Source organism: Candidatus Pantoea communis (assembly GCF_011752685.1).
In the GTDB taxonomy this organism is placed as follows: domain Bacteria; phylum Pseudomonadota; class Gammaproteobacteria; order Enterobacterales; family Enterobacteriaceae; genus Pantoea; species Pantoea communis.
In genome coordinates this window covers 56,871-83,850 of sequence record NZ_VWXC01000021.1, presented here as the reverse complement: position 1 = coordinate 83,850, position 26,980 = coordinate 56,871, and the positions used below count along the sequence as shown (strand labels likewise).

23 protein-coding genes, 1 tRNA gene and 2 pseudogenes are annotated in these 26,980 nt (G+C 54.7%); 13 read left to right on the top strand and 13 right to left on the bottom strand.

The window, feature by feature from the left end; translation table 11 throughout:
* Positions 1 to 250 precede the first annotated feature (250 nt).
* Positions 251 to 1,351, top strand: a complete 1,101-nt coding sequence (gene lptF / locus F3J37_RS22555; RefSeq protein ID WP_034826453.1) for an LPS export ABC transporter permease LptF — start codon at positions 251 to 253, stop codon at positions 1,349 to 1,351.
* Positions 1,351 to 2,427 carry an LPS export ABC transporter permease LptG gene (gene lptG / locus F3J37_RS22550; RefSeq protein ID WP_160868502.1) on the top strand — a complete coding sequence of 359 codons (1,077 nt, stop codon included), beginning with the start codon at positions 1,351 to 1,353 and terminating at the stop codon, positions 2,425 to 2,427. Before lptF ends, lptG begins: the two co-directional genes overlap by 1 nt.
* 68 nt (positions 2,428 to 2,495) lie before the next feature.
* On the opposite strand, the gene F3J37_RS22545 is transcribed toward lptG, so the two are convergent.
* From F3J37_RS22545 to F3J37_RS22535, 3 genes are all read right to left on the bottom strand, one after another.
* The gene (locus F3J37_RS22545; protein ID WP_166935951.1) at positions 2,496 to 3,773 is read right to left on the bottom strand and encodes a DUF445 domain-containing protein; all 1,278 of its coding nucleotides are present in this window, start codon (positions 3,771 to 3,773) and stop codon (positions 2,496 to 2,498) included.
* Positions 3,774 to 3,931: 158 nt separating this feature from the next.
* Positions 3,932 to 5,434, bottom strand: coding sequence for a helicase HerA-like C-terminal domain-containing protein (locus F3J37_RS22540; RefSeq protein WP_160868509.1), 1,503 nt, complete (start codon positions 5,432 to 5,434; stop codon positions 3,932 to 3,934).
* A gap of 117 nt (positions 5,435 to 5,551) precedes the next feature.
* On the bottom strand, positions 5,552 to 7,123 hold the full coding sequence (locus F3J37_RS22535) for an ABC transporter substrate-binding protein (protein WP_160868510.1): 1,572 nt from the start codon (positions 7,121 to 7,123) through the stop codon (positions 5,552 to 5,554).
* 533 nt (positions 7,124 to 7,656) lie between these two features.
* Between F3J37_RS22535 and F3J37_RS22530 the strand changes: the two genes are divergently transcribed.
* The 3 genes from F3J37_RS22530 to F3J37_RS22520 are packed head-to-tail and all read left to right on the top strand — an operon-like array spanning position 7,657 to position 11,458.
* Positions 7,657 to 8,388, top strand: a complete 732-nt coding sequence (locus tag F3J37_RS22530) for a gluconate 2-dehydrogenase subunit 3 family protein (protein WP_166935949.1) — start codon at positions 7,657 to 7,659, stop codon at positions 8,386 to 8,388.
* Between the two features lie 39 nt (positions 8,389 to 8,427).
* Complete coding sequence (locus tag F3J37_RS22525) at positions 8,428 to 10,197, top strand: GMC family oxidoreductase (protein ID WP_160868511.1); 1,770 nt, start codon at positions 8,428 to 8,430, stop codon at positions 10,195 to 10,197.
* A gap of 4 nt (positions 10,198 to 10,201) precedes the next feature.
* Positions 10,202 to 11,458 carry a c-type cytochrome gene (locus F3J37_RS22520; protein WP_058959422.1) on the top strand — a complete coding sequence of 419 codons (1,257 nt, stop codon included), beginning with the start codon at positions 10,202 to 10,204 and terminating at the stop codon, positions 11,456 to 11,458.
* Between the two features lie 30 nt (positions 11,459 to 11,488).
* Here the strand turns inward: F3J37_RS22520 and F3J37_RS22515 are convergent, their stop codons facing one another.
* From F3J37_RS22515 to F3J37_RS22495, 5 genes are all read right to left on the bottom strand, one after another.
* The gene (locus F3J37_RS22515) at positions 11,489 to 12,166 is read right to left on the bottom strand and encodes a MarC family NAAT transporter (protein ID WP_166935947.1); all 678 of its coding nucleotides are present in this window, start codon (positions 12,164 to 12,166) and stop codon (positions 11,489 to 11,491) included.
* An 82-nt stretch (positions 12,167 to 12,248) separates the two neighbouring features.
* Entirely contained in the window at positions 12,249 to 12,884 is a 636-nt protein-coding gene (locus F3J37_RS22510) for a Mic1 family protein (RefSeq protein ID WP_034826425.1), read from the bottom strand.
* A 95-nt stretch (positions 12,885 to 12,979) separates the two neighbouring features.
* A complete protein-coding gene (locus F3J37_RS22505) occupies positions 12,980 to 13,459 on the bottom strand; it encodes a carboxymuconolactone decarboxylase family protein (protein ID WP_034826422.1) in 480 nt (159 codons plus the stop codon).
* Between the two features lie 14 nt (positions 13,460 to 13,473).
* Positions 13,474 to 14,079: an FMN-dependent NADH-azoreductase gene (locus F3J37_RS22500; RefSeq protein ID WP_160833924.1), complete on the bottom strand. Its 606-nt coding sequence runs from the start codon at positions 14,077 to 14,079 to the stop codon at positions 13,474 to 13,476.
* Entirely contained in the window at positions 14,076 to 14,516 is a 441-nt protein-coding gene (locus F3J37_RS22495; RefSeq protein WP_160868513.1) for a GNAT family N-acetyltransferase, read from the bottom strand. The genes F3J37_RS22500 and F3J37_RS22495 overlap by 4 nt, the downstream gene beginning before the upstream one ends.
* Before the next feature lie 169 nt (positions 14,517 to 14,685).
* Between F3J37_RS22495 and pdxR the strand changes: the two genes are divergently transcribed.
* The gene (pdxR, locus tag F3J37_RS22490; RefSeq protein ID WP_166935945.1) at positions 14,686 to 16,062 is read left to right on the top strand and encodes a MocR-like pyridoxine biosynthesis transcription factor PdxR; all 1,377 of its coding nucleotides are present in this window, start codon (positions 14,686 to 14,688) and stop codon (positions 16,060 to 16,062) included.
* A 239-nt stretch (positions 16,063 to 16,301) separates the two neighbouring features.
* Here pdxR and F3J37_RS22485 read toward each other — a convergent pair whose 3' ends face one another.
* Positions 16,302 to 16,814, bottom strand: coding sequence for a YjjA family protein (locus tag F3J37_RS22485; RefSeq protein ID WP_160868515.1), 513 nt, complete (start codon positions 16,812 to 16,814; stop codon positions 16,302 to 16,304).
* 266 nt (positions 16,815 to 17,080) lie between these two features.
* On the opposite strand from F3J37_RS22485, the gene F3J37_RS22480 reads away from it, so the two are divergent.
* Positions 17,081 to 17,165, top strand: a tRNA-Leu gene (locus F3J37_RS22480).
* A 216-nt stretch (positions 17,166 to 17,381) separates the two neighbouring features.
* On the opposite strand, the gene F3J37_RS22475 is transcribed toward F3J37_RS22480, so the two are convergent.
* Both F3J37_RS22475 and F3J37_RS22470 read right to left on the bottom strand, forming a co-directional pair.
* Positions 17,382 to 17,789: a flagellar protein FlhE gene (locus F3J37_RS22475; RefSeq protein WP_166935943.1), complete on the bottom strand. Its 408-nt coding sequence runs from the start codon at positions 17,787 to 17,789 to the stop codon at positions 17,382 to 17,384.
* Positions 17,789 to 19,471: pseudogene (locus F3J37_RS22470) on the bottom strand (flagellar biosynthesis protein FlhA); the annotation flags it as partial. The pseudogene F3J37_RS22470 and the gene F3J37_RS22475, both read right to left, overlap by 1 nt.
* Between F3J37_RS22470 and F3J37_RS22465 the strand changes: the two are divergent.
* The 5 genes and pseudogenes from F3J37_RS22465 to F3J37_RS22445 form a co-directional block, all read left to right on the top strand.
* A pseudogene (locus tag F3J37_RS22465) lies at positions 19,470 to 20,000 on the top strand (MotA/TolQ/ExbB proton channel family protein); the annotation flags it as partial. The pseudogenes F3J37_RS22470 and F3J37_RS22465 sit on opposite strands and share 2 nt — an antisense overlap.
* Positions 19,997 to 20,896, top strand: coding sequence for a flagellar motor protein MotB (motB, locus tag F3J37_RS22460; RefSeq protein ID WP_166935941.1), 900 nt, complete (start codon positions 19,997 to 19,999; stop codon positions 20,894 to 20,896). The pseudogene F3J37_RS22465 and the gene motB, both read left to right, overlap by 4 nt.
* Positions 20,883 to 22,934: a chemotaxis protein CheA gene (cheA, locus tag F3J37_RS22455; protein WP_166935939.1), complete on the top strand. Its 2,052-nt coding sequence runs from the start codon at positions 20,883 to 20,885 to the stop codon at positions 22,932 to 22,934. The genes motB and cheA overlap by 14 nt, the downstream gene beginning before the upstream one ends.
* Positions 22,931 to 23,425 carry a chemotaxis protein CheW gene (locus F3J37_RS22450; RefSeq protein ID WP_034826310.1) on the top strand — a complete coding sequence of 165 codons (495 nt, stop codon included), beginning with the start codon at positions 22,931 to 22,933 and terminating at the stop codon, positions 23,423 to 23,425. The genes cheA and F3J37_RS22450 overlap by 4 nt, the downstream gene beginning before the upstream one ends.
* An 80-nt stretch (positions 23,426 to 23,505) precedes the next feature.
* Complete coding sequence (locus F3J37_RS22445; RefSeq protein ID WP_160868531.1) at positions 23,506 to 23,835, top strand: DUF1493 family protein; 330 nt, start codon at positions 23,506 to 23,508, stop codon at positions 23,833 to 23,835.
* Positions 23,836 to 23,875: 40 nt separating this feature from the next.
* Here the strand turns inward: F3J37_RS22445 and F3J37_RS22440 are convergent, their stop codons facing one another.
* Together F3J37_RS22440 and F3J37_RS22435 are read right to left on the bottom strand one after the other, a co-directional pair.
* Positions 23,876 to 24,373 (bottom strand): DUF4411 family protein, encoded by a 498-nt coding sequence (locus F3J37_RS22440; protein ID WP_166935937.1) that lies wholly within the window; start codon positions 24,371 to 24,373, stop codon positions 23,876 to 23,878.
* Entirely contained in the window at positions 24,370 to 25,515 is a 1,146-nt protein-coding gene (locus F3J37_RS22435; RefSeq protein WP_160833957.1) for a helix-turn-helix domain-containing protein, read from the bottom strand. The genes F3J37_RS22440 and F3J37_RS22435 overlap by 4 nt, the downstream gene beginning before the upstream one ends.
* 388 nt (positions 25,516 to 25,903) lie before the next feature.
* Between F3J37_RS22435 and F3J37_RS22430 the strand changes: the two genes are divergently transcribed.
* On the top strand, positions 25,904 to 26,953 hold the full coding sequence (locus tag F3J37_RS22430) for a DUF1176 domain-containing protein (RefSeq protein ID WP_166935935.1): 1,050 nt from the start codon (positions 25,904 to 25,906) through the stop codon (positions 26,951 to 26,953).
* The last annotated feature ends 27 nt before the right edge of the window (positions 26,954 to 26,980 follow it).

Sequence of the window (26,980 nt, the reverse complement as noted above, 5' to 3'; positions counted from 1 at the left end):
AAAGACAACGGCCTTAGCTGTCGTTAGAATGTAGCGCGTTCGTAACCCATTATTTTTAGCGGCGCCATGACAATTTAACGCCGAAGGTCATAATGAGATGTGGTGGCAATGTGTTGTTTTTTCACCACCCTAACGCGTTCGTCATACTATTTTAGCTACGATGATGGCCATTGATGAAGAAAAATGGCTGATAAGCGTTGAAACTAGCGATTTTCCTGCAAAAAGACAAGTTATCACAGGCGTACTAAGCGTGATCATCATTAGATATCTGGTTCGGGAAACGCTCAAAAGCCAGCTGGCTATCCTGTTCATCCTGCTACTGATCTTCTTTTGCCAGAAGTTAGTCAGGATTTTGGGTGCAGCGGTGGATGGCGAGATCCCAACAAATCTGGTTCTGACATTGTTAGGACTTGGCGTGCCTGAAATGGCACAACTTATCCTGCCCCTAAGCTTGTTTCTGGCGATTTTAATGACCCTTGGGCGGCTGTACACCGAAAGTGAGATCACGGTGATGCATGCCTGCGGCCTGGGGAAAAGCGTGCTGGTCAAGGCCGCGATGATCCTGATGCTGCTGACTTCAGCGGTCGCAGCGGTCAACGTCCTTTGGTTAGGACCATGGTCATCGCGTTACCAGGATGAAGTCACACAAAATGCCAAAGCCAACCCTGGCGCAGCGGCGCTGGCAGCGGGCCAGTTCCAGACCTCCAGCGACGGTAATACCGTGCTGTTTGTCGAGAACGTCAAAGGCAACACGTTTGGTAACGTGTTCCTGGCGCAGCTGCGTCCAAAAGGTAATGCGCGCCCATCCGTGGTGCTGGCTGACAGCGGTCATATGGAGCAGCGCAAAGACGGCTCACAAGTGGTGACGCTGGATAAAGGCACGCGCTTCGAGGGCACTGCGATGCTGCGCGATTTCCGCATCACCGACTTCACCAACTACCAGGCGCTGGTGGGCTATAAAGAAGCCACGCTCGATCCGAATGATGCCGATCAGGCGAGTATTAGCACGCTGTACCAAAACAAAACGCCGCAGTTCCAGGCCGAGTTCCACTGGCGTCTAACGCTGGTGTTTGCGGTGCTGGTGATGGCGTTGATGGTGGTGCCGCTCAGTGTGGTCAACCCTCGTCAGGGGCGTGTGCTGTCAATGCTGCCTGCGATGCTGCTGTATCTGATCTTCTTCCTGCTGCAGAGTTCGTTACGTTCTAACGCAGCGAAAGGCAAGTTCGATCCCGCGATTTGGATGTGGGTAGTGAACCTGGCTTATCTGGCGCTGGCCGTGATGTTGAACCTGTGGGATACGGTACCGATGCGACGCATTCGTGGTCGCTTTAGTCGTGGAGGATCGCAGTAATGTTTAAGGTCCTTGACCGCTATATCGGCAAAACCATCTTCAACACCATCATGCTGACGTTGTTCATGCTGGTGTCGCTATCGGGCATCATCAAATTTGTCGATCAGCTACGTAAAACCGGGCAGGGCGCTTACACCGCGCTCGACGCCGGTTACTACACGCTGCTCAGCGTACCGAAAGATATTGAGATCTTCTTCCCGATGGCCGCACTCTTGGGTGCATTGTTGGGCTTGGGAACGCTAGCGCAGCGCAGCGAGCTGGTGGTGATGCAGGCATCGGGCTTTACCCGTATGCAGGTGGCGCTGGCGGTGATGAAAACCGCGATTCCGCTGGTGCTGTTGACCATGGCTATCGGCGAATTTGTGGCACCGCAGGGCGAGCAGATGGCGCGTAACTACCGTGCGCAGCAGCTGTACGGTGGCTCGCTGATGTCGACGCAGAATGGGCTGTGGGCGAAAGACGGCCATGACTTTATCTACATCGAACGCATCAAAGGCGACAGCGAGATTGATGGCGTCAGCATTTACACCTTCACCGATCAGCGTCGTCTGCTCAGCGTGCGTTATGCCGCCAGTGCGACCTGGAACAAGGACAAGAAGTTGTGGCAGCTGTCGCAGGTAGATGAGTCCAACCTGAGTGATGCGAAACAGATTACCGGTTCGCAAAGTCTGGGTGGGGAGTGGAAAACCAACCTGACGCCTGACAAACTCGGCGTGGTGGCGCTGGATCCGGATGCGCTGTCCATTAGCGGTCTGTACAACTACAGCAAATACCTTAAGCAGAGTGGCCAGGTGTCAGGGCGTTATCTGCTGAACATGTGGGGTAAAATCTTCCAGCCGCTATCCGTGGCGGTGATGATGCTGATGGCGCTGTCGTTTATCTTTGGTCCGCTGCGTAGCGTGTCGATGGGCGTGCGCGTGGTGACGGGTATCAGCTTCGGCTTCCTGTTCTACGTGCTGGATCAGATCTTCGGTCCGTTAAGTCTGGTGTATGGCATCCCGCCGATTCTGGGGGCGCTATTGCCGAGCGCCGCGTTCTTTGCCATCAGCTTGTATCTGTTGATGAAGCGCAGTTGATAGCTCAGCTATAACCTGTCGCTATAACGAAAATCTAAAAAGCCGCCGATGTCATGGCGGCTTTTTTGTCACTTCAAGGTATGAATCCAGGCCGGCAACTGCGATAGCAAATACAGCACCAACCCAATGGTGCCGCCGACCAGCGTGCCGTTAATGCGGATAAACTGCAGATCGCGGCCAATGTTAAGCTCGATCTGTTGCGACATCTCCCGCGCATCCCAGCTCTTCACGGTATCGCTGATGTGGCGCGTCAGGAACTCTGCAAACTCCGGCGCGATACTGCGAGCGGCATCTTCCAGATGCTGATTCATTGAGGTACGCAGCGCTTCATCCGCCGCCAGCGTTTCGCCAAACCACAGCGCCGCGAGACGCACACGCTCCTGCACGCGGGAATCTTCACTGTTGAGATCGGCCTTCAACCAGCTACGCAGATCCTGCCATAGTTCGCCGATATAGCGATTCAGTGATTCATCCTCTTTCAGCCAGCTTTTGATCACCTCAGCACGTTCAGCCATTTCGGGGTCTGTTTTCAACTTCTCTATCAGTCGCTGCACGGCGCGATTAAAACCGAGGCGGAATTCATGGCCCTGATCCAGCGCCACTTCATCCAGAATCGAGTCCACTGCATTGGCCACCAGGTCAGCACTGTGCTCACCCAGCCATTCCGTTGGCAACATTTTGGCTTTAATGGGATGTTCCCGCTTCAGCCAGCGCACGATCTGCGTTGCGATAAACTCACGCGTGCCGGGCTTGTGCAGCAGTCGTAGCAATTGTTGTACCGCGGCATCCAGCAGTTCCTGATGACGATTGTTTTTGGTCAAGCTATCCAGTAACAACGCGCTGGATTGGGTGAGATCGACCTTATCCAATGCACGATGCACGGCCCGCCGCAGGAAGCGCTGGATGCGTTCATCATCCGTGAGATCAAGGAAGCCGCGCATCACCTGCAACAGATGGCGACCGATACGATCGGCATTGCCCGGCGTGTTAAGCCACTGCGCCAGCATCTGCGAAGGATCGTGACGGCGAATCAGCGCCAGCAACGAATCAGTATCGAGAAATTTCTCCTGCACAAAGCGGCCAAGATTCTCCCCGATGCGATCCTTATTGCGTGGAATAATCGCCGTATGACGTGAAATGAAGGGCACCGGCACGCGGCGAAACAGTGCCACCACCGCGAACCAGTCGGCCAGCGCACCGACCATTGCGGCTTCGGCAATGGCCTTGAGACCAAGCACCCAAAAATTGGGTGGCAGAAACAGCGTCACGACAAAAGTCGCTGCGGCAACCAGCAGCAATGCGAGCGCGAGCCGCTTGCTCCGTTTGAGTTGTTGATATTTATCCATATAACGATCTTAGCAGACCACACCTTAAGGTGGCGGTGCGAATCATTGCACCGATTCAATCAGCGTCATTAATGTCGCGGCGCGCAGGTGTCACTGCAGCGTTGCTGATGCCCGCGCCATACATAGCGCCGCGGAGGAAGATAAATATTTTCAGTGTGTTATCGACGACGGCCGCCCATCAAACTTCCCAGCACGCCACGAATGATTTGGTTGGTGACCTGGCGCGCCGCGCTTTTTGCCACGCTCTGCACCACGCCATCGCGCTTGCCGCCGCGCGGGCCGGTGGTGCCGAACAAAATGTCCTTTAGTCCCCCGAGAATGCCGTCATCGACCTCGACATTATTGCCTTTGGCTTCTGGTGCATTGGCCTGCTGCGGGGCGGCCTGCACGCCTTTTTGCAGCATCTCAAACGCGGATTCGCGATCCACTTCGGTGTCGTATTTGCCGTACAGCGGGGAGTTATTGATTAAGCCATTACGTTCATCCTGCGTCACCGGCCCCATGCGTGAACCGGGTGCAATCACCATCGCACGTTGCACCATCGACGGGCTGCCTTTTTCATCGAGGAAGGAGATCAATGCTTCGCCGGTGCCCAGCGCCTGAATGGCTTCCACGGTATCGAACGCCGGATTGGCGCGCATGGTTTCGGCGGCGCTTTTCACCGCTTTTTGATCTTTCGGCGTGAAGGCGCGCAGGGCGTGTTGCACGCGATTGCCTAGCTGACCGAGCACGTTATCAGGGATATCCGACGGATTTTGCGTGACGAAATAGACGCCGATGCCTTTGGATCGAATCAGACGGATCACTTGCTCCACTTTCTCCAGCAGTACCGGCGGCGCATCGGTAAACAACAGGTGTGCCTCATCAAAGAAGAACACCATTTTCGGTTTATCAAGGTCGCCCGCTTCGGGCAACTGCTCGTACAGCTCCGCCAGCAGCCACAGCAAGCTGGTGGCATAGAGTTTCGGCATTTGATACAGCTTCTCGGCGGAAAGGATGTTGATGAAACCTTTGCCTTCGTTGTCACAGCGCATCCAGTCACGGATATCCAGCATCGGCTCGCCGAAGAAGTGTTCAGCGCCTTGCTGTTCCAGCGCCAGTAAGCCACGCTGAATCGCTCCCACGGAAGCGCTGTTGATGTTGCCGTACTGCGTCTGGAAAGATTTAGCGTTATCGCCGATGTATTGCGTCATGGCGCGCAGATCTTTGAAATCCAGCAGCAACAACCCTTGATCGTCGGCGATGCGGAAGATGATTTGCAGCACGCCCGATTGCACCTCATTGAGGTTGAGCAAGCGCGCCAGCAACAGCGGGCCAAGGTCGGAAACTGTGGCACGCACCGGATGGCCTTTCTCGGCAAAAATATCCCACACCATCACCGGATTTTTCTGTGCCTGCCAGTCGGTCACGCCAATCTTTTCCAACCGCGCCAGTAACTTTTCCGAGCCTTCACCGGCGGTCGCCACGCCAGTGAGATCGCCCTTGACGTCGGCCATAAACACCGGCACGCCGATATTGGAGAAGGACTCGGCGATTTTTTGCAGCGTCACGGTTTTACCGGTGCCGGTGGCACCAGTGATTAAGCCGTGGCGGTTCGCCATATTGGAAAGCAGGGATAACTGGATGTCAGGCGTTTGAGCAATCAGCAACGGGGTGGTCATATTTTTTCACTCGCAGGCAACAGGTTATGCCAGAAAGAATAGCAAGCGATGCGAGGGGAAGGATGAAGATTGTACTGAAAGTGTTGATGGGGGAAGCCATCCCCCCATCAACAGGATCTATTGCTTCTGCACCACATCAAAGAACAGCAAGCTCACGCCAATCCCTTGCTGCACATGATTGACGTTGTTCCGCACCGCCACCTGCTGCGCGCCCTGCAGCATCACCACAAACGGAGAGTTCTGCTGCACGGTGTTTTGCAGGTCGGTGTAAAGCGCACGGCGTTTGGCGGCATCACTTTCGCCTGCTGCGGCACGTGTTTTGGCGCTGAGTTCCGGAATCTCCCAGCCGACACGCCACGCCAATGTTTTCGAGCCGCCCGGCACGTTGTAAGCAAAGGCGCTGGCATTGGTATTCGGGTCAACGTAATCCGCGCCCCAGTAGATAAAGATCGACTGGAAATCGCGGCCGCGCATCTTGCTCCACAGCTCGGATTCCGCCACCGGCTGCAGCTCAATCTGTACATCCGCTTTGGCAAAGCTGGCCTGCAGCGCCTGCGCGACATCAATGTACGGCGGCTGATTGATCACCGTCAGCGCAAACTTGCTGCCCGGTTTAATCCCGCCCTTGGCTAAAATCGTTTTGGCTTTAGCCACATCATAATGGAACGGTTGTTCCTCCAGCGCGCCGTCAAAGCCCTGCGGCAGGAAGCTTTGATGAATGCGGTACTGACCTTTCAGCAAATCTTGTGAGATGGACTGGTAATCCACCAACCAGCGCGCCGCTTCCCATAGGGCCGGATTACCCAGTGCGGGCTGCGCCTGGTTCTGCGTATTGAAGCCCAGGTAATACACCAGGCTCGAAGGGAATGCCGCAATGTGCAGGTGCTTATCGCTCTTCAGTGCATCAATCTGGTCTGGGCCGAGTTGATAAGCGACATCGACATCGCCTTGCTGAATCAACAGGCGACGGGCACCCGCATCGGCGACGCCTTTCAGCAAAATACGCTTCAGGTGTGGCTGCGGATTGGCTTGTGGGTTGGCGCTCAGCACCAGCGCCTGCTGTGGCACATACTGCTGAATCGTAAACGCGCCGCTGCCTGCGGTGTTAGTGTGCAGCCAGCCATTGCCAAGATCGTTATTCACCGCATGCTGCTGCACAGTTTTACTGTCCACTACGGATGCGACCGGCGCAGTCAGTAGGCGCAGCGCCAAATCCTGACCAATCTGCGCGGGCCATTGAATCTCCAGCTGGTGATCATTCAGCACCTTAAACTGGCTGGCGATGTTCTCGTTGGTCCAGCCAAACTCGGCGAGAATAAAAGAGGGCGCTTTGTTCAACTGCACAGCCCGCGTCAGTGAGAAAATCACATCCTGCGGCGTCACCGCATTGCCGCTGGAGAAGCGGGCACCTGGTTTAAGGTTAAATACCAGGCTGTGCGGCGTACTGCCACTTTGCCAGGAAGTCGCCAGCAGCGGTGCCAGTTTCTGTGGCGTATTGCGGTCGGCTTGCACCAGCGTCTGATAAATGTTGCGTTGTACGCTGTTGCTGACCGTTTCAAAGCTTTCAGCGGGGTCGAAGCTGATGATGCCATCCAGCGGTACGGCAACCACCAGCGTGTCTTTCGGTGTCGCAGCCTGCAAGGCGAATGCACTACTCCATAAAGTGACCAACAAAATCAATGCACGCATTTATTGTTTTCCTGAGTGATAGATAAATTGACTCTATCGCTGCTGCCGCTCAGGCAAAATGCCGGTTTGTTCTGAGCTGTGCCGGAAATTAACAAATGATAACATTCGGCGATTATTTCACTTATTTTGTGCGCCGCCTGTCATTTCCAGGAAATAGATCGTTCATGTACTGGTCAATTAAGTAAATAAGATGTTATTAATGAGAATAATTCTCTTGTATGGAAGTATGATTTATTTTTATCGATTGAATTGAGCGATTATTTCCTTGCGCGATCAATTTTGGTCATTTGCCCATCCTGAATTGCTAAAAACACAGCAATTGTACGGTTAAAAGTCCAATTCACCCTCCGAAAGCCCTTTACCTGCCCTTAACCTAAATTCAACATCATGATGGTTTCTCATCAAAACACATTCGAACATTGATTTTTACATTCAGAAATATCTATATCCCTAAGATTGCCAGGTTATTTACCGATTTATAAAGCCATTAACAAAAATAATTATCTTTCTTAGCAAGTGAGAGTCGTCGCGCCATGCTTCTAAATAAACCGACCACCAGACGTAAGTTTTTGCTTGGGTCGTTATTGGCTTTGCCATTAAGCGACCTGGTATTTAAGGGATTAACTGCGGCGCAAGCTGCGGAAATGGCAGCACCGGAACTCGCCGATTACAAACCGATCTTTTTCAGCGCTCAGGAGTGGCAGTTTATTTTGGCCGCGACCGATCGTCTGATTCCGGCCGGTGGTAAAGGCAAAGCGCCAGGTGCACTGGAAACTAACGTGCCGATCTTTATCGATCAGCAACTCCATAGCCCTGAGTTCGGCGGCGAAATTTACATGCAGGGTCCGTTCGACGTGCACGCGCCAGCCACCATGGGTTATCAGATCCCTTACACCCCGCAAGAGCTGTATCGCACAGGCATCAAGCTGGTGGCTCAGTGGACGCAGAGCACCTACAAAAAATCCTTCCATGAACTGACGCTGGAAGAGAAAGACGCGGTGCTGACCAAGGTCAATAAAAATGACGGTATCGATTTCCCGGCAATGGGTGAACCGAACCTGAAAGCCTCGCAGTTCTTTGGTCAGTTACTGGCAGATACCAAACACGGCTACCTCGCCGATCCGATGTATGGCGGCAATAAGGGCATGAAAGCCTGGATTGCGATTGGCTTCCCAGGCGCACGCGCCAGCTTCACCGAATGGGTGAAGCAGCACAACGTGCCGTACCCGCTGGGACCGGTCAGCCTCTTGGGTGAGCGCGCGTAAGCCGACACCCCCGTATTTGGTATGTGAGACAGGATTAACATGGCACAGATTACAAAGAAAGAAGTCGACGTCGTCGTTTGCGGCCTCGGCTGGGCCGGCTCGTTGATGAGTATCGAACTGGCATTGGCCGGGCTGGAAGTGCGCGCGTTAGAGCGCGGCGGCGAGCGTGACTACCCGGATTTTGCTTACCCGAAACCGGCTGATGAATACGCCTATAACGTGCGTAACAAAGTATTCGCCACCCCAAAAGAAGTGGCGGTCACCGTCCGTTACAACATGAGCCAGACCGCACTGCCAACCCGTAAGTGGGGCGCATTCGCTCCGGGTACCGGTGTGGGCGGCGCAGGTATGCACTGGACGGCGGTACTGATTCGCCCAACCCCAACCGATATCAAACTGAAGACTTACGTCGATCAGGCTTACAAGCCGGGCGTGCTGCAGGATGATATGCGCGTGATGGACTTCCCGTTCACCTGGGAAGAGATCGAGCCGTATTACTATAAGTTTGAGCTGATTTGCGGTCAGTCGGGTAATACCGGCAACCTGCGTGGTCAGATTCTGGAAGGCGGTGACCCGTTCGAAGGCCCACGCTCAGAACCGTATCCGCTGCCTGCGCTGGAAGACACGCTGAACAACGTGATGTTTAAAGAAGCGGCGACCAAGCTGGGTTATCACCCGTTCCCGAACCCGTCGGCTTGTGTGTCTCGCGCGTGGAAAAACCCGTACGGCAACCAGATCGCGCCGTGTAACTATTGCGGTTACTGCTCGAAATACCCGTGCCTGAACTACTCCAAAGCCTCACCGCAAACCGCCGTGATGGATGCGCTGAAGCGTATGCCTAACTTCTCTTACGAAGTGCATGCGGAAGTGTACAAAGTGGTGCTGCACGACGATGGTAAAACCGCGAAGGGCGTTCTCTACTTCGATGCAGACGGCAATGAAGTGTTCCAGCCAGCCAAAATCGTCGTGCTGTCCAGCTTCCAGCTTTACAACGTGCGTCTGATGCTGCTGTCCGGTATCGGCAAACCGTACAACCCGATCACTGAAGAAGGTGTGGTAGGTCGTAACTATGCGTTCCTGTCCAACGGTGGCGCAACCCTGTTCTTCAAAGATAAGAACTTCAACTCCTACGCCACCGCAGGCGCCACCGGCCAGATGTTCAACGACATCTCACCAGGCAACTTCGATGGCCCAGGCCTCGGCTTCCTCGGCGGCGCGAAGATCCACAGCTCGCAAGCCACCGGTACGCCAATGGCCGCTGCGCTGCCAAAAGGCACGCCAGCCTGGGGCATGGGTTACAAAGAGGGTCTGGAAGAGTGGTACAACCATTCCATGAAGATCAGCATCACGACAACTTGCCAGTCGTATCGCGATATCTATCTGGATCTGGATCCGCACTACACCGACCATCGCGGTCAGCCGCTGCTGCGTATGACGTTCAACTGGAAAGAGAACGAACTTAAGCTGCAGCAGCATTTGAAAGGCATCGTTGGCGATATCGCCAAAGAGCTGAACCCAGACAGCATGAGCATGAGCTTCCTGCCGATGGGCGCGGACTTTGACCTCACTAAATACGTCTCCACGCACAACGTGGGCGGCGCGGTGATGGGCGATAACCCAAGAACTTCTGCGCTGAACAAGTACCTGCAGAGCTGGGATGTGCATAACGTGTTTGTACCGGGCGGTAACGCCTTCCCGCAAAACTTCCAGGCGAACCCGACCGATACCATCGGTGCGATTACCCTGATGGCGGCGCAGGCGATCAAAGAACACTATCTGAAAAACCCAGGTCCATTGGTACAGGCATAAGCACATGAAATTAAAATCATTGTTAATCGCTAACGCCGTGCTGCTGGGAAGCTTTGCGGTACAGGCTCATGCGGAAGATGAAGCCGCGCTGATCAAGCAGGGTGAATATCTGTCTCGTCTTGGCGACTGTATGGCGTGCCATACCGTGTCGGGCAAAGCGGATTATGCGGGTGGTCTGGCGATTGAGTCGAATCTTGGCACCATCTTCTCCACCAACATCACGCCGGACAAAGAGCACGGCATCGGCAACTACAGCGAGCAGCAGTTCTCTGATGCGGTGCGCAAAGGTGTGCTGCCGGATGGTTCACGCCTTTACCCGGCCATGCCATATCCGGATTACGCCAAAATCAGTGATGAAGACATGCACGCGCTGTATGTCTACTTCATGAAGGGCGTGAAGCCGAGCAGTGAGCAGCCGGAAGAGACCAAACTGAGCTTCCCGTTCAGCCAGCGCTGGGGCATGCGCTTCTGGAACTGGGCATTCACTTCTGACAAGCCGTTCCAGCCGATTGGCGGCGCATCTGAAGAAGTGAATCGCGGTGCTTACATCGTGGAAAGCCTCGGTCACTGTGGTTCGTGCCATACGCCACGCGGCCTCGGTATGAACGAGAAAGCGCTGGACAGCGGTGACGACAAGTTCCTCGCCGGTGGTAGCCTGAACAACTGGGATGTGCCGTCGCTGCGTGGCTTACCGCGCTGGAGCGAACAGGAGATCGTCGATTACCTGCAAACCGGTCGTAACGACAAAGCGGCAGTGGGCGGAGAGATGAAGTCAGTGATTGAGCATTCCAGCTCGCACATGACCGATGCCGACCTCAAAGCGATAGCGTCGTACCTGAAGTTTATCGGGGGCAACCCGCCGCTGCAGGCGTACAACGTGCAGAAGCAGCAGGCGACAGAAGCCAAACTGACCGCAGCGAAAAACCTGACGGAAGGTGAGCGTCTGTACATCGATAACTGCGGTGCCTGTCACTTCGTGACCGGTAAAGGCGCGCCAGGGATCTTCCCGGAGCTGGATCAGGCCACCATTGTGAATGCCAACGATCCTACCGGCTTGATCCACACCATTCTCGCCGGTGCGCAGCAGCCATCGACCGAGAAGGCGCCGTCAACCCTCGCGATGCCGGGCTTTGGCAAGCGTTTGACGGATGATGAAGTGGCGCAGCTGGCGACCTTTATCCGTCAGGGCTGGAGTAACAATGCCCCAGCCGTGACCAAAGATCAGGTTGCGGATGTGCGCAAGACGTTGAAAGCAGAGTAAATCGGGTGCGGCCTTCGGGCCGCACTCTCTTCAATGGAAAGTCCGTACCACTTCTAACACGCCGTTAATCAAAAACTGTACGCCCATACACACCAGCAAAAAGCCCATCAACCGCGAAATTGCCTCAATCCCGCCTTTACCCACCAGCTTCATGATGGCGCCCGAACTGCGCAGCGAAATCCACAAAATCACAGCGACCGACAAGAAGGTCAGCACCGGCGCCACGTTCACCACCCAGTTAGGAAAATCGACACCCGCTTTTACGGTGGAAGCCGAACTGATGATCATCGCAATAGTGCCCGGGCCTGCCGTACTGGGCATCGCCAGCGGCACGAAGGCGATATTAACCGATTCACGATTCGCATCGGTGGCGTCGATTTCATCCTGTTTATGCCGGGCTTCAACGGAGTGGCCGACGGGTTTCGCCGGAAACAGCATGCGAAAACCGATAAAGGCGACGATCAATCCTCCTGCCATACGCAGACCAGGGATCGAGATGCCGAAGGTGTGCAGCACCGCATTCCCGGCGTACCACGCCACCATCATAATCAGGAACACGTAAATCGAAGCCTGCATGGCCTGGCGATTGCGTTCCTGGAAATTCATTTCTCCCGCAAGACCGAGAAACAGCGCCACCGTGGTCAGCGGGTTGGCCAGCGGCAACAGCACCACCAATCCCAGCCCGATGGCTTTAAACAGTTCCAGCATGGTTTTCCCCGAGTTTCAATGACACCGCGACACACCGTAGAGGCGCGTCGCGGCACAATTTAGCGCGCGTATGCAAAATGCATCAATGTTTTGGCGTTTCTAACGCTTCCAGCAACTCCGGGAAGAAATCTTCCAGCAGTTCGGGCGTCATCAGCTCAGGGTAGCTTATCAGGTGTTCGCGAATGCGTTCATTGACGTCGGGCAGCAAACGCTCTGCGGCTTGGTTGGCGGTGATTTTCTTCTGCTTCATCAAACGCAGTACGTCATCCGGCAGGTTGTCTTCATCTTCGACTTCATCCACGCCTTCCAGATCGTCCAGCTCATCCAGCATATCCATCAAGGCTTCGATCTGCGGAGTGCGGGACTGATATTCAGACGGGTTTTCGTTTTCCAGATAGCGCAGCAGGGCACGGACAGGCGAACCATCGGGTTCTGCGGGAGGCTCGCTGGCAAACCAGTTCAGGAGATCATGCTGCGTCACCTGATGGACGTGATAGCCGTTATCGACCAGCTCATCGGCGAGGATGTCGGCAGTATCGTGCTCAATCAGGCAAATGTGGGTGCGATTAGGCGTGAACTGCTCCAGCCACTGGTAGATCTCTTCAATGACGCTGTCATCGTAGCTGAAGTGGTGGCTGAGATAGCTGTCATCCTGCTGGTGAACGCTGATGTGAATCAGGTCGGGATCGAAGTAAATCGCAATATTGATGCCTTTCATGCGCGCTGTCCTGTGTGGTGCAAAATCTCACTATAGCGTCAGGCAGCGCAGATGAACATGACAACGCCAGCAGCACGCGCTACTGGCGGTAAAAATTAACGCAAATCAGCACGATCCAGGCCGTAAGCACTGTCCAGAGCACCCGGTGCCATCTGCGACAAAATCATCAGGCGGTTCCAGGTATTGATGGCAGCAATCTTAAAGGTCAGCTCACTGATTTCGCCTTCAGAGAAGTGTTCACGCACTTCACCGTACAGCGCTTCATCCACGCCGTGTTCACCAATGCGGGTCAGCGCTTCGGTCAGGGCAAAAGCGACTTTCTCGCGAGCGCTGAACAGTGGAGATTCACGCCAGATAGAAACGTGATGCAGACGCAGTTCACGCTCGCCATCAATTTTCGCCTGCTTCACATGCATATCGAGGCAGAAGGCACAGTGATTGAGCTGCGAAGCACGGATATCGATCAAGTGTTTCAGTGACTTCTCCAGCGCGGTATTCGCCACGGTGTTAGAGAAATCAGACATGGATTTGGCCAGTGCTGGCGCGGTTTTAAAATGGTTAACGCGTGAAGTCATGATATTTTCCTCATTCAAAATAAGCGGTCAATAGCTTGCAGAGCCTGGGGTAATGCGGTGTCGCGGCTGACGGGATCGTGTGTACCGTCCACGCGGATAAACTCCACATCGGTGATGCCGATGTATTCGAGTGCCACGCGGATGTAAGGCGTGAACTGGTCATCCTGCACAAACGGGCCGTGGGCAAACACGCTGCCGCTGGCGACCACGCTGTACACCTTCTTGCCGCTCACCAGACCGACTTTGGTGCCTTCCGGGGTAAAGGCGAAGGTGCGTCCGGCGCGGGTGATATGGTCGAACCAGGCTTTCAGCACCGACGGCAAACCGAGGTTCCACATCGGCGACGAGATAACCAGGGTGTCGCAGGCGAACAGCTGATCCACCATTTTTTCGGAAGTCTGAATGGCGGCACGCTGTGCATCGTTACGATCTTCGGGACGGGTAAAGAAGGCGCCAATGGTGAAGGCATCCAGGTGTGGCAACGGATGCTGCGCCAGATCCAGTACCGTCTCTTCGAGATCGCTATGCTGGGCGCGAAGCTTCTCCACCAAACGCGCCGAGGCGTTACGTGAGGCCGATCCGGCCAGATCCGGGCTGACCTGAATATGCAGCAGTTTCATGAATTTTCTCCCTCAGCGAGATCGCGATAAAAGTGCAGTCCCAACGCGTGGTAACCGACGCGTTGATAAAATTGTTGTGCCCGTTGATTGCTCAGCGCGGTGTCGAGCACGATGCGGCCACAGCCTTGTTCCCGTGCTTGCTGCGCCAGACCGTGCAGTAGCGCGGCTCCCAAACCCAGGCTGCGAGTGCTGGTGCAGGTCACCAAATCATCGATGTAGCAAAAACGGCCATGAATAAAGTTTTCCAGCAGTCGGTAGCCTGCCAGCGCCACCGGTTTACCGCCCTGTTCGATACCCGCCAGCCGATAGCCCTGTAATTGCTGACGCTGTGCCTGCGCCACAAACGCAGCTTCATCCTTCAGTTTGAAACGCAGTTCGCGCATCAATGCATAGCAGCAGGCCAACTCGGTGGGCGTTTGGTAGTGAACAATCTTCATAGCAGCCTGCAAGCGGTTGTCGGGTTGATGGGGACATCTTAAACTTCTATGTCGAAGGGAAAAGGGTCAATATAGGAGAAAACAGGTAGGACATGGTTATGCTGCTGTGACGTGCGCTCATTCTTCAGGGGCGCATTCATGTGCACTTCATCGTGATGAAGGAAGACAGATGGGTTACAAAGAAATTTACGCTCGCTATCGCCAGCAGATCCTGGAAGGGCGCTTAAAGCCGGGCGATCGGGTGCCCGCGATCCGCGTGTTAGCCAGTGAGCTCCAGGTTGCGCGTAAAACCGTGGAGGCCGCCTATGAGATCCTCATTGGAGAGGGATACTTTGTCAGCCAGGGCGCGAAGGGAACACGCGTGAACCCTGCACTGAATCTTGGCGAAGCCGCCGTGGTCAACACGGCGCCACCTTCCACACCGCTTGAACATCCGGTGATTGAAAGCAAAGGCGAGCTGCGGCTGGGTATTCCGGCACTGGATGAGTTCCCGCACAAGAAGTGGCTGCTGATCTCCGGAAAGGCGGCGCGAACGTTGCGGCCCGATGAAATGATCATGCCCGCCATCATGGGCTACCAGCCATTGCGTGAGGCGATTGCCAGCTATCTCAATATTTCGCGCGGGCTCAACTGCCAGCCGGAGCAGATTTTTATCACCACCGGTTATCGCGCCAACCTGCGCCTCATCCTGGCCGTGCTGGCCCATCCTCACGACAAAGTGCTGTTTGAAGATCCGGGCTATTTCTTTGGGCAGAAACTGTTAAAGCGCATCGCACCGAATCTGCACTATGTACCGGTGGATCGTGAAGGTCTCGACGTGGATTTCCTGCAGCGTTATCACTCAGACGCACGCTTCGCGGTCGTCACGCCAACCCATCAGAGCCCGCTGGCGGTGACGTTATCGCTGCCCCGTAAGCATCAGTTACTGGAGTGGGCACAGCAGAATAGCAGCTGGATCATTGAGGATGATTACGATGGCGAGTTTCACTACACGCGCAAAGTGATTCCCGCGCTGAAGAGCCTGGATGTGCACGATCGGGTGATCTACACCGGCACTTTCAGCAAAACCATGATGCCCGCGATGCGCGTGGGTTATCTGGTGATGCCGCAACAGACCATCGAACGCTTTCGCGAACTGGGTGAAATCCTCGAAACCGGTATGCCGTTGCTACCGCAGAAAATCCTCGCGCAATTCCTCAGTGATGGACACTTCTATCGCCATATCAAGAAGATGCGGATTCTCTACCAGCAGCGCCGCCGCATGATGCTGGATGCGCTACAGCACTGTTTCCCGCAGCTGTTTGACTTTGAACTCACTGATGGTGGCATGCATATCGTGGCCTTCCTGCGGCGAGGTGTTCAGGACGTAGCGCTGGCAGAGATTTGGCAGCGTCATCAGCTGCGCGTATTGCCGCTTTCAGGCTGGTATACGCAAACCCAGAAACGCTACGGGCTGGTGATCGGTTACACCAATATTCGATCGTTTGAACAGGCGGTGGATGTGCTGGGCAGGGTGGTAGAAGAAACTAAAGGGGTGATGAGTTGATGAGTTGATGAGTTGATTGGTTGATGGATTAATGGCCCTAGCGGCGCAATTTATTGCGCTCCCCATCAATAGTAAATAAGACGCGAGGGACAGCTCGCGCCTTATTCATGGTTACTTCACCCACTATCATTCCGGATGCAGAACGGCGGCTATCGAGAGACGCCCGATGCACTTACTCACTAAGCGATGCGGGGGAACGAAAGCCGCCAACGCACCTGCAACCCGAAGTAGGGCGTGAATTACATGCCGATATATTTCTTACCTTGTTTCAGCACCACGTCACAGGCCTTGGTCTTCACTTTCTCACCCATCGGCGAGTTGCTCAGACTCTGCAGATTCAGCTGCTGACCGTTGCCGGTGTTCAGCAAACCTTGCAGACCCTGCTGATAATCGGTTTTCTGCTCTTGCGCGGCAGGGCTGCTCAGGCCGAGCTTGCTCAGCACCTGATCCTTCACTGATGAAACATTGTTATCCACCACGTTGTGCTGCACGCAGTAGGACATCACGCCTGCGGCGTTGGTCATGCTGTTGGAGCTAACCGCTTTGTCACCACCATTCAGTAAACCGCTCAGCGAAGAGAGCGACAGACCGCCGTTCTGCGTGTTGCTGGCAGTAGAGCCGCTGTTTTGCTGAGACAGCTGCGATGCCGCGCTGCTCAACTGATCCTGCCAACTCGCCGCCGATGCACTGCCTGCTGTCAGTGCTGCCGCGATACCCAATCCCAAAATGATGCGTTGTGTTGCTTTGTTCATCTCAACCTCTTTGTCTTATACATCTGACGCTGTCAGTTTTGGTTAAGAGAGGCGTAAGCACGGAAAGTTCCGAAGTGGCGGGAGTTTGGGAATGTTCTGGAATCTGCACAGGAAAGCGCCGAAAGGGCACTTGTGCTGCCGTGTTTGCCCCTCAGAACCTGCGAAGTGCTGGTTTTTTCAACGCTTAGCGCAAAGCGCTGTCGATTAGTGTTGCGCACTCTGTTTGTAACGGTATAATCGCCAACGTTTTCCGCATCCTCTTCAGTGCCGAAGTGGCGAAATCGGTAGACGCAGTTGATTCAAAATCAACCGTAGAGATACATGTCGGTTCGAGTCCGACCTTCGGCACCATCGATTGATGCAAAATTAAGTCGCTTACGAGCGGCTTTTTTTGTGTCTGAAATTCAGTAATCCACACTCCCTCTAAAAGAAAAAATCTTCAATAATCCTGTAACGAAAACATATAACTCAATGTTTTTATTGTTAATTTGTGATGGAGGGCATGAGTCTTAAACAGTAATATCTCAGATGATTTAAATGATTTTACTCAGACAGTTAGCATCGATTTCACCGCACCCAATACCCCACCGTCACCTGATTACTTAACACCGTTACCGCTGGCGCTATCGTGCCGCGCACCGCTGAAAAATACTCAAACCACAACGGTCCGCCAGCCGAAAAGCCGTGCGGCAGTGCCATCTCTCCGCGCAATCCCGGCAGCCTCACGCAGCGACCGCCACCGCAGACCTGCACCTGAAACCCCATTGGTACGGGCCCATCGACGGCGATGCGCCATGCCAGATGCCTGGCCATCGCGCCCGCAGGAAGCGGTACGGCGGGTTGTACCGGACGGCTTTTAAACACTTGTTTACCCTGAGTGATCACGCCGCCAAAGCTCTGGCTGCTCCATGACCCTTCCGCAGCCAGCGCCAGCGGCGAGAATAATAGCAGCCCAACCCACATCCCGCTCCGCATCAGCTTTTCCCCCCAATCAGCCACGTCATCCGCACGTTGCGCTGGCTACTGATCTCCTGACTGGAGAGCACCGCCATCTGCGGGAACATGCGGCGCAGATAGCGCGACAGCATCAGGCGCAGCGCCGGATTCACCAGCAGCACCGGCGGCGCACCTAATCCTTCCTGATGCATCAGCGCTTGTTCGGTCTGCTTCATCAGGCTCTCGGCAATGCCCGGCTCAATGGCGCTGCCGCTTTGCGTGGCCTGTACCAGCAGTTGTTCCAGTGACACATCCAGCCCAATGACCTGAATGTCCTCCTCGCCGTGGAACCACTGCTGTGTAATGGCGCGCGCCAGACGTGCTCGCACGCGGGCAGTAAGTTCATCGGCATCGCTGCTGGCCGTGGCAAACTCCGCCAGCGTGTCGATAATGGTGCGCATATCGCGGATCGGCACGCGCTCTGCCAACAGGTTCTGCAACACCTTGTGCAGCAAGGTCAGGCTGATGACCGCGGGGATCAGATCCTCCACCAGTTTCGGGGCATGTTTGCTGAGCTGGTCCAGCAACTGCTGCGCTTCCTGACGGCCAAATAGCTCTTCGGTATGGGTCGAGATCAGATGATTAAGATGGGTGGCGACCACGGAACTCGGGTCGACCACGGTATAGCCCAGCGTTTGCGCCAGTTCGCGCTGCACCTCGTCGATCCATAACGCGGGCAATCCAAAGGTGGGCTCGATGCACGGCGTGCCGGGAATCTCACCTTCGGCGCAGCCGGGATCGATCGCCATCCAGCGGTCGGGCTGGATCTCGCCGTGGCCGATCTCAACGCCTTTGAGCAAAATGCGATAGCGAGTTGGCGGCAAATCAAGGTTGTCACGGATATGCACTGCAGGGGGTAAGAAGCCCATCTGCTGGGCGAATTTTTTGCGGATACCGCGCACGCGCGTCGGCAACTGGCCTTGCTGCTCATGATCGACCATCGGGATCAGGCGATAACCGACTTCCAGTCCAAGCTCATCTTCCAGCTGAACATCAGCCCAGCTCGCTTCGTTGACCTGCGCAGCCTCGCTCTCTGCCCGCGTCACGGGCGAAGCACCGGCTGCCGGTTGCTGCAGGGCGCGGCCGCGCAGCCACCAGGCTAATCCGAGCAACAGGGCGGTAAACAGCAGGAAAACGATGTACGGCATGCCGGGAATCAACCCGAGCAAGCCAATCACCACGGCGGCTAGCGTCAGCACGCGCGGAGAGGTAAACAGCTGGCCCACCATCTGCTCGCCCACATCCTGATCGTTGACCACGCGCGTGACGACCACGCCCGCTGCGGTGGAGATCACCAGCCCTGGAATCTGTGCCACCAGGCCATCGCCAATGGTCAACAGCGTGTAAGTCTCACCCGCCACGCCCATGGTCATGTCATGCTGCATCACGCCGATGATCAAGCCGCCAATAATGTTGATCGCCATGATCATCAGTCCGGCAATCGCATCGCCGCGCACAAATTTACTGGCACCGTCCATTGAGCCGTAAAAGTCCGCTTCCTGCGTCACCTCTTTGCGACGGCGCTTGGCTTCGTCTTCGCCGATCAAACCGGCGTTAAGATCGGCGTCGATCGCCATCTGTTTACCGGGCATGCCATCCAGTGTGAAACGCGCGCCGACTTCAGCGATACGTCCCGCACCTTTGGTGATCACCATAAAGTTAAAAAATTTCGTGCTGGATTATTTTCGCCTGATGATCGCCGGCAGCATGAATGCGCATGAAATCGAAGCGCTGATGGATGAAGAGATTGAAACCTGCGAAGAGGAGCTGGAAGTGCCGGCCAACAGCATGAACACGCTGGGTGATGGCTTTCCCGCTTTCGGAATCGTAGCGGCGGTGATGGGGGTGGTGAATGCGCTGGCCGCCGCCGATCGCCCGGCCTCCGAGCTGGGCGTGCTGATCGCTCACGCCATGGTGGGTACCTTCCTTGGCATCCTGCTGGCGTACGGTTTTGTATTGCCGCTCGCCACATTGTTACGACAGAAGGGCAGCGATCAGGTCAAAATTTTGCAGTGCATCAAAGTCACGCTGCTCTCCAGCCTAAATGGCTATGCGCCGCAGATTGCGGTGGAATTTGGTCGCAAAACCATCTTCACCAGCGAACGCCCCTCCTTTGAAGAGCTGGAAGAGCACGTGCGTAGCGTGAAATCGAACGCCAGCAAAATGAAGCCGTCGGACGCCAGCGCATGAAGGACGGCAGCCCGGTCATCATCGTTCGCCGCCGTAAAAAGCATAAACATGCGCATCATGGGGGGACGTGGAAAATCGCTTATGCCGATTTCATCACCGCGATGATGGCGTTCTTTTTAGTGATGTGGCTACTGTCGCAGTCCACCGCGCAGCAACGCGAAATGATTGCCGATTACTTTCGCACCCCGTTAAAAACCACGCTGGCGCAGGGCAACAAAGCCAGCCTCAGCGACAGCGTCATTCCCGGCGGCGGTGACGATCTGATTAAACAGCAGGGCGAAGTCTATAAAAGCAGGCTGGATGCGTTGAAGCGCCAGATGGAGAGCCTGAAGCGGGCAAAACAGAAACTGCAGCAGATGATTGCCACCGATCCCCGACTGAATAACTTCCAGTCCAATCTGCTGCTGACGCTGACGCAGGATGGTCTGCTGATTCAGATTACCGATTCGCAGCAGCGCCCGATGTTCAAGCTGGGCAGCGAACAGCCAGAACCCTATATGTTGGGCATTCTTGAGGCGTTGGTGCCGCTGCTCAACGAGTTACCAAATGCGATCAGTCTGACCGGCCACACTGATTCGCTGCCCTACGCGGGCGGTGTCAGTGGATACAGCAACTGGGAACTGTCAGCGGGACGTTCCAACGCCACGCGACGCGTGCTAACCCATGGCGGATTGGCGGATGAACGTTTTCTGCGGGTGATTGGCACCGCCAGCCGTATGCCGCTGGAAGAGAGCACGCCAGACGATCCACGTAATCGCCGCATCAGTATTCTTGTTCTCAGCCACATGAAAGAGCAGGAGATTCAGATGGAAAACACCCTCGCGCAGCATCCTGATGCCCTATTGCAGGATGCTTCCATTCAGCCTGTTGAAGGACACTCCGATGGAATTGAATGATTTTTCGCAGATATTTTTCAGTGAAGCAGAAGAGCTGCTGGCAGAGATGGAACTGCACCTGTTGCAGCTGGATATTGCCGCGCCCGATATTGAGCAACTTAATGCCATCTTTCGCGCTGCGCACTCGCTGAAGGGCGGGGCGGGTACCTTTGGTTTTGATGCTCTGCAGAAAACCACCCATCTGCTGGAAAACCTGCTGGATGAGGCGCGCAGCGGTGAACGCAGGCTTAACCGGGCAACGGTTCAGCTGTTGCTGGAGAGCAAAGACATCATGCAAAACCAGCTTGCCGCGTACCGCGCGTCTCAGCCGCCCGATGAGGCGCGCTTTCAATACATCTGCGAAGCCCTGCGGCAGATTGCGCTTGAGGCTGCCGAGCCAGCTGCGGTAGCAGGTGATGCCGCTGAAGCTGAATTATGCATTACGCTGAGTGATATCGAAGAAGGCGAACAAACGCTGCTCAGACAAGAGCTGGAAAACCTCGGATCGCTGCGCCACCAGGAGCAGACGTCGAAAAGCCTGAAAGTGGTGCTCGCCACCGCTACGCCAGCCGACGATATTCGTGCGGTGCTTGGTTTTGTGCTGAATGACACGCAGATCGCTATTGAACCGGTGGTCGCCATACCTGCCGCCCCCATATTGACTGCGGAACCCGAGCCCACGGCTTCCGTATTGGCTGCACCTTCTGCGCCGACATCTACGGTGCCGCTTACTGCTCCGGCGCCAACCGCGTCCCCGGGCACTTCTACAGCTCCGGTGCCAGCCACTTCTACGGCCACGTCTATACCCCCGGCACCCACGCCTTCTACCGCGCCGCGTGCGGCCAGCCAGGAATCCAGCAGCATTCGTGTTGCCGTTAGCAAAGTCGATCAAATCATTAATCAGGTCGGCGAGCTGATCATCACCCAGGCAATGCTGTCTCAGCTCACCCAAACATTGGATAACGCCAATCATGACGCGTTGCTCAACTGCGTGGCGCAAATGGAGCGCAACACGCGTGAACTGCAAGAGTCGGTGATGTCGATTCGTATGATGCCGATGGACTACGTTTTTAGCCGTTTTCCTCGTCTGGTGCACGATCTCGGTTCGCGTCTCGACAAAGAGATTGAGCTGACGCTGAAAGGCGGTTCCGCCGAGCTGGATAAAAGCCTGATTGAACGCATTATCGATCCGCTGACTCACCTGGTGCGCAATAGTCTCGACCACGGCATTGAAGCCAAAGCACAGCGCATTGCCCAGGGCAAACCGGGCACCGGCAATCTGACGCTCTCCGCTGAACATCACGGCGGCAATATCGTGATCGAAGTAACGGATGATGGCGCGGGCTTGAACAGGGAAAAAATTCTCGCCAAAGCGCGCTCGCAGGGCATGAGCATTAGCGACACGCTCAGCGATGACGAAGTGTGGATGCTCATCTTCGCCGCCGGATTCTCCACCGCAGAAAGTGTCACCGATGTCTCCGGGCGCGGCGTGGGTATGGATGTGGTGCGGCGAAATATTCTGGCGATGGGCGGCCATGTGGAGGTGCAATCGCGGCAGGGAAAGGGTACCACGGTGCGCATCCTGTTGCCGCTGACGCTGGCGATCCTCGACGGCATGCTGGTCAGAGTGGCCGAGGAGATTTATGTGTTGCCGCTGGGTGCGGTGATGGAATCGCTAATGCCGCAGGAGGAGATGCTGTACCGCTATGTGGGTGACGAACGTTTGCTGCAGGTACGCGGCGAGTATTTGCCGCTGGTGATGTTGCGTCAGCGTTTTTCAGTGAGCGGGCAAGCCCCGAGTGATAACGGCATCGTGGTGATTGTGCAGAGCGCCGGCTGCCGCTACGCGCTGTGGGTCGATCAGCTGATTGGCCAGCAGCAGGTGGTAGTGAAAAACCTCGAACAAAACTATCGCAAAGTGACCGGCGTGTCTGCTGCCACCATTCTCGGTGATGGCAGCGTGGCGCTGATTCTGGATGTGGTTGAGCTGGCAACCTTAGCGCATCCACAGGAAAACGCTGACCGTCTGCGTGTCAGCCAACAGGAGGTAGCAGCATGACATTATCGAAAGCGCTTCAGAGTGATACGGCAGCGCAGGAGTATCTGATTTTTCGTCTCGGCGATGAAGAGTACGGCATCGATATTCTCAAAGTGCAGGAGATCCGTGGCTGCGACCGGGCGACGCGCGTGCCCAATGCGCCGGACTTTCTCACGGGTGTGACCAACCTGCGCGGTGTCATCGTGCCGATTGTAGATTTGCGCGTGCGGTTCAGCCTCCAGGTGGTTCACCAGAATGAGAACACCGTCGTGATTGTGCTGAATCTCAGCGACCGCATTGTCGGTATTGTAGTGGATGGCGTGGTGGACGTGCTGTCACTGGATCACGAGCAGATCAAACCCACGCCAGATGTCTCGGCAGCGCTTTCCAGCCGTTATTTGTTGGGTCTGGGTGTGGTGGATAATCGTATGATGATTTTGGTGAATATTGAGAAACTGTTAAGCCGTGAAGAGTTGGATGCCATGGATGCTGTGACCGATGCATTAGCGTAGCGGCACCGCGCTATCTTTTACGCTACCAGGCGGATGAGATTGCATGGCAGAATAGCCGCTCGTTTAACAGGAGGTGGATCATGACCGACGAAATCGACCAGCGTATCTACGAATTAGTGCGTCGCTACGACGGCGTCTATCTGTTTAAACAAAAAACGCTGACGCCACAGATCGATATCGATACCGATCTTAACTTCGAGCGCGAAGAAGCGCAGGCATTAATGGATGAGTTCTTCAGCGAATTCGAGGTGGATCGCGGCGGATTTATGATTGATACCTACTATCCGGACGAACCGTCACTGGCGCAGATCCTGAATCCCTTCAATAAGCGCGAAGTTCCTGTGGTGCCGGACTTTACCCTGGGTATGCTGATTGAATCCGCCAAAGCAGGGCGTTGGCTGTATGAGTAATACCAACGCCGCGCGATCACTTCACGTGCAGTTGCGGTTATTAATCGTGCCGTTCCAGCACGAAACGCGCGTTGAGCTTTCTTAAAAACTCAAATATGGTCATGCAAGGAACACCAAATTGGCGGCAGATATTGGGCACTTTCACTTTGCGTGCGTTGGCAGGCAGAGGAAGTTCATGCGTGATAACGGTAGCCCCGATGCTTTTACTTTTTGCGATGATCCATGGGTCAGCTTTTGCCAGAAATAAATCGCGTGACCCTGGATTGAAATCGGCTTTCATTACACCTTCCACTATTTGCTGAAAAATCAGCTGGGTATCATGATCATCATTAGCAATGAAATGTGCAGGCCTCGCTTTTACCCAGTCTGATAGCTCATCATTTCCGTCTCGTAATTCGCGGGCGATCATGTCTACGCTGCCGACAATGTTGAATGCAAACTGTCTATCCAGCCATTCCCAATAGCCGGGGCAAATATCCATTCCGTAATAAAAGTTTTTCGCCATGATATAAGTGTTTGCATCCAGCAAATATTTCAAAGCCCCATCTCCTCTGCAAATTTTGATAGCCTGGAAGGCTGCATACCATCCAGCAAATCGCTGGCTTCACGTAATAACATTTGACCACTCAGTGCCTGGCTTAAGACAGCACGAGAAAAAGAGGGGCTTATTTGTGCCTTCTTCGTTCTGAAATAACTGGGACCGCCGCTATCATTTTTACTGCGCTGTTGATGGGCAAGTTTCTGCTCTTGGATAAATTGCTGATAATCCTCATGGGAAATCAACTGAAGTGTCAAAGCTCTGCGGGCGATGACCCAACAACTGACATGAAAGTGCCCTTCCAGCGGGGCAAGATTTTCGCGCCAGTTTTCCTTATAGGTATTCCATAAAGAGAGGAATTCACTCGCCGGAACCAGGAATTCGGCAGCAACGGCATTGCACAGGATTTCTTCCTGTCTGTGAGTTGATGTGCCTCCATCAGAAACACCGGATTGTCCAATCCAGATATGACCAAGCTCATGAATTAACGTAAATAGTCGAGCGCCGGGTGTATCTGCATGATTTATGAAAATAATGGGAGCAAAATCATCCGCAATGGCGAATCCTCTAAACTCATCCACGTTGAAAGGACGCGTATGATGATTGAGATAAGGCGCTCGCATTACCAGAATACCGAGATCTTCGATACGCTTTATCAATTCATTGTAATAGCTCTCCCAGGTACCGCGTGTTGGGTGCGCCGGTAGATTAAGCTTGTGGCGCATATCCTCAACTATCGCGTTAGCTGAACTGCCGACGGTAAAACGCCCACTAATATTGGGTGCCGCAATTAACTGTTGCTGTAAGTACTCTCTGTACCATTCCTGGCGCATCAGCATAACTTTCAGCAGGTCGATCAATTCAGCACTTGGGCGCAGTGGCCCTTTGCTGCCAATTGTGCGCAAGTCTGGGATGGGCAGTTGTTCTTCGGGAGGATGGGGCAGGAAAAGGTAGCCAAAGGGAACATGTACTTTGCCAGCAAACGCCATTGCCTGATTGAATGTTAAGGGTTGCTGGCCACTTTCCCATTCCTGTAGACGTTCCAGGCTGATGCCGCACTTTTGTGCCAATTTATCCAGGGTAAAACCTGCCCGTTCGCGGGACCAACTGAGCATGGCAGGATTAATATTGGCAATTGTCATAAGGCATCGGGCGTTCAATGAATGTGATGAGAGTATGTGCGCAAGCTTTGAGTCGTTCAATACCTGACCAAATAACGCGTTCCACTCAAGCCAATGTGGCTCATTACGTGAAACGTTAACGCCGATGTTTCCATCAACCCAGCGGTCATGCCACTTCAGACTCCTTTTCTGCTCTAATATCAGCGCGCCAGTTGCCGTTCACTTATTAAAAAAATCTATTAAAAAAAGAGGAAATAGTGAGTTTTATTTTCTTGCGGGGCATCCGATTCACTGGTGTGGCGTCATTATCACGCAGGATCATGGAAAACCTATCAGCGCAAAAAATTCACTTCTCCCGCGCACTAAAAAATCATCACACTAGCCACCTTTACCGTTATGGAGTGATGGCATGAAAACCCGATTGCTGCTGGCGTTCGCGCTGCTCACCAGTTTGAGCGCGCCATTACTGGCAGATGAAGATGGCGTCTCCTTCAGCCATAAAGACTGGGAACTCGCCTGCGACAATACCTTAACCTGCCGCGCTGCGGGTTACAGCGCTGAAGAGGGCGCGGGTGGTTCAGTCCTGCTCACACGTGAGGGCGGGCCCAATGCACCGACCCATGGACGCGTAGTGCTGGCCGATACTGGCGATGATGACTCCAAGCAAGTGGATGCACTGGCGCTGTGGATTGATGATCACGCGCAGGGCGAGGTCACCAAAGCCGAGAACGATGAGTGGACGCTGACCGATGCGCAAACGCTGGCGCTGATTAATGCCATCAAAAGCAGTAGCAAAGTGGAGTTTCGCGGCGGCGAAGAGCCGTTCGAGCTTTCCAGCAATGGTGCCTTTGCCACGCTGCTGAAGATGGACGATGCACAGGGTCGTCTGAGTACGCCTGGCGCGCTGGTGCGCAAGGGCAATAAGCCTGAAAACAGTGTTCCAGCGGCGGTCGCAATGCCGGTGATTCAGCAGGTCAAAGTTGAGAAAGCCGCGCCTCGTCCGTTGAGTGCGGATGAACTGGCGTTGCTCAAGCCGAAGCTGATTGCTTCGCTGACCGATGACGACAGCTGCGATAATCTGGACCCTACGGATGATCAACCTGAAGAGGGCGCTGAGCCGCTCACGTTAACGCCAGTGGATGACACACATGTGCTGATTGCCGCGCTGTGCTGGCGCGGTGCCTATAACGAAGGCTATGGCTATTGGCTAATGGATCGTGCGTTGCAGGGTAAACCTCAACTGATCACCGATTCCGGTTCAGATTACAGCGAAGGCATGATTTCCGAGGCACAGAAAGGGCGCGGCATTGGCGACTGCTGGAGTACAGCGGCCTGGGTATGGGATGGCAAAGATTTCGTGCAGAGCAGTGATGCTACCACCGGCATGTGTCGTGCGATTCGCGCTGGCGGTGCATGGCAATTGCCGACCCTGGTCACTGCGGTGAAGCCCGCCTCTTAATGCGTTGGGAGATTTTGCGAAAAGCCA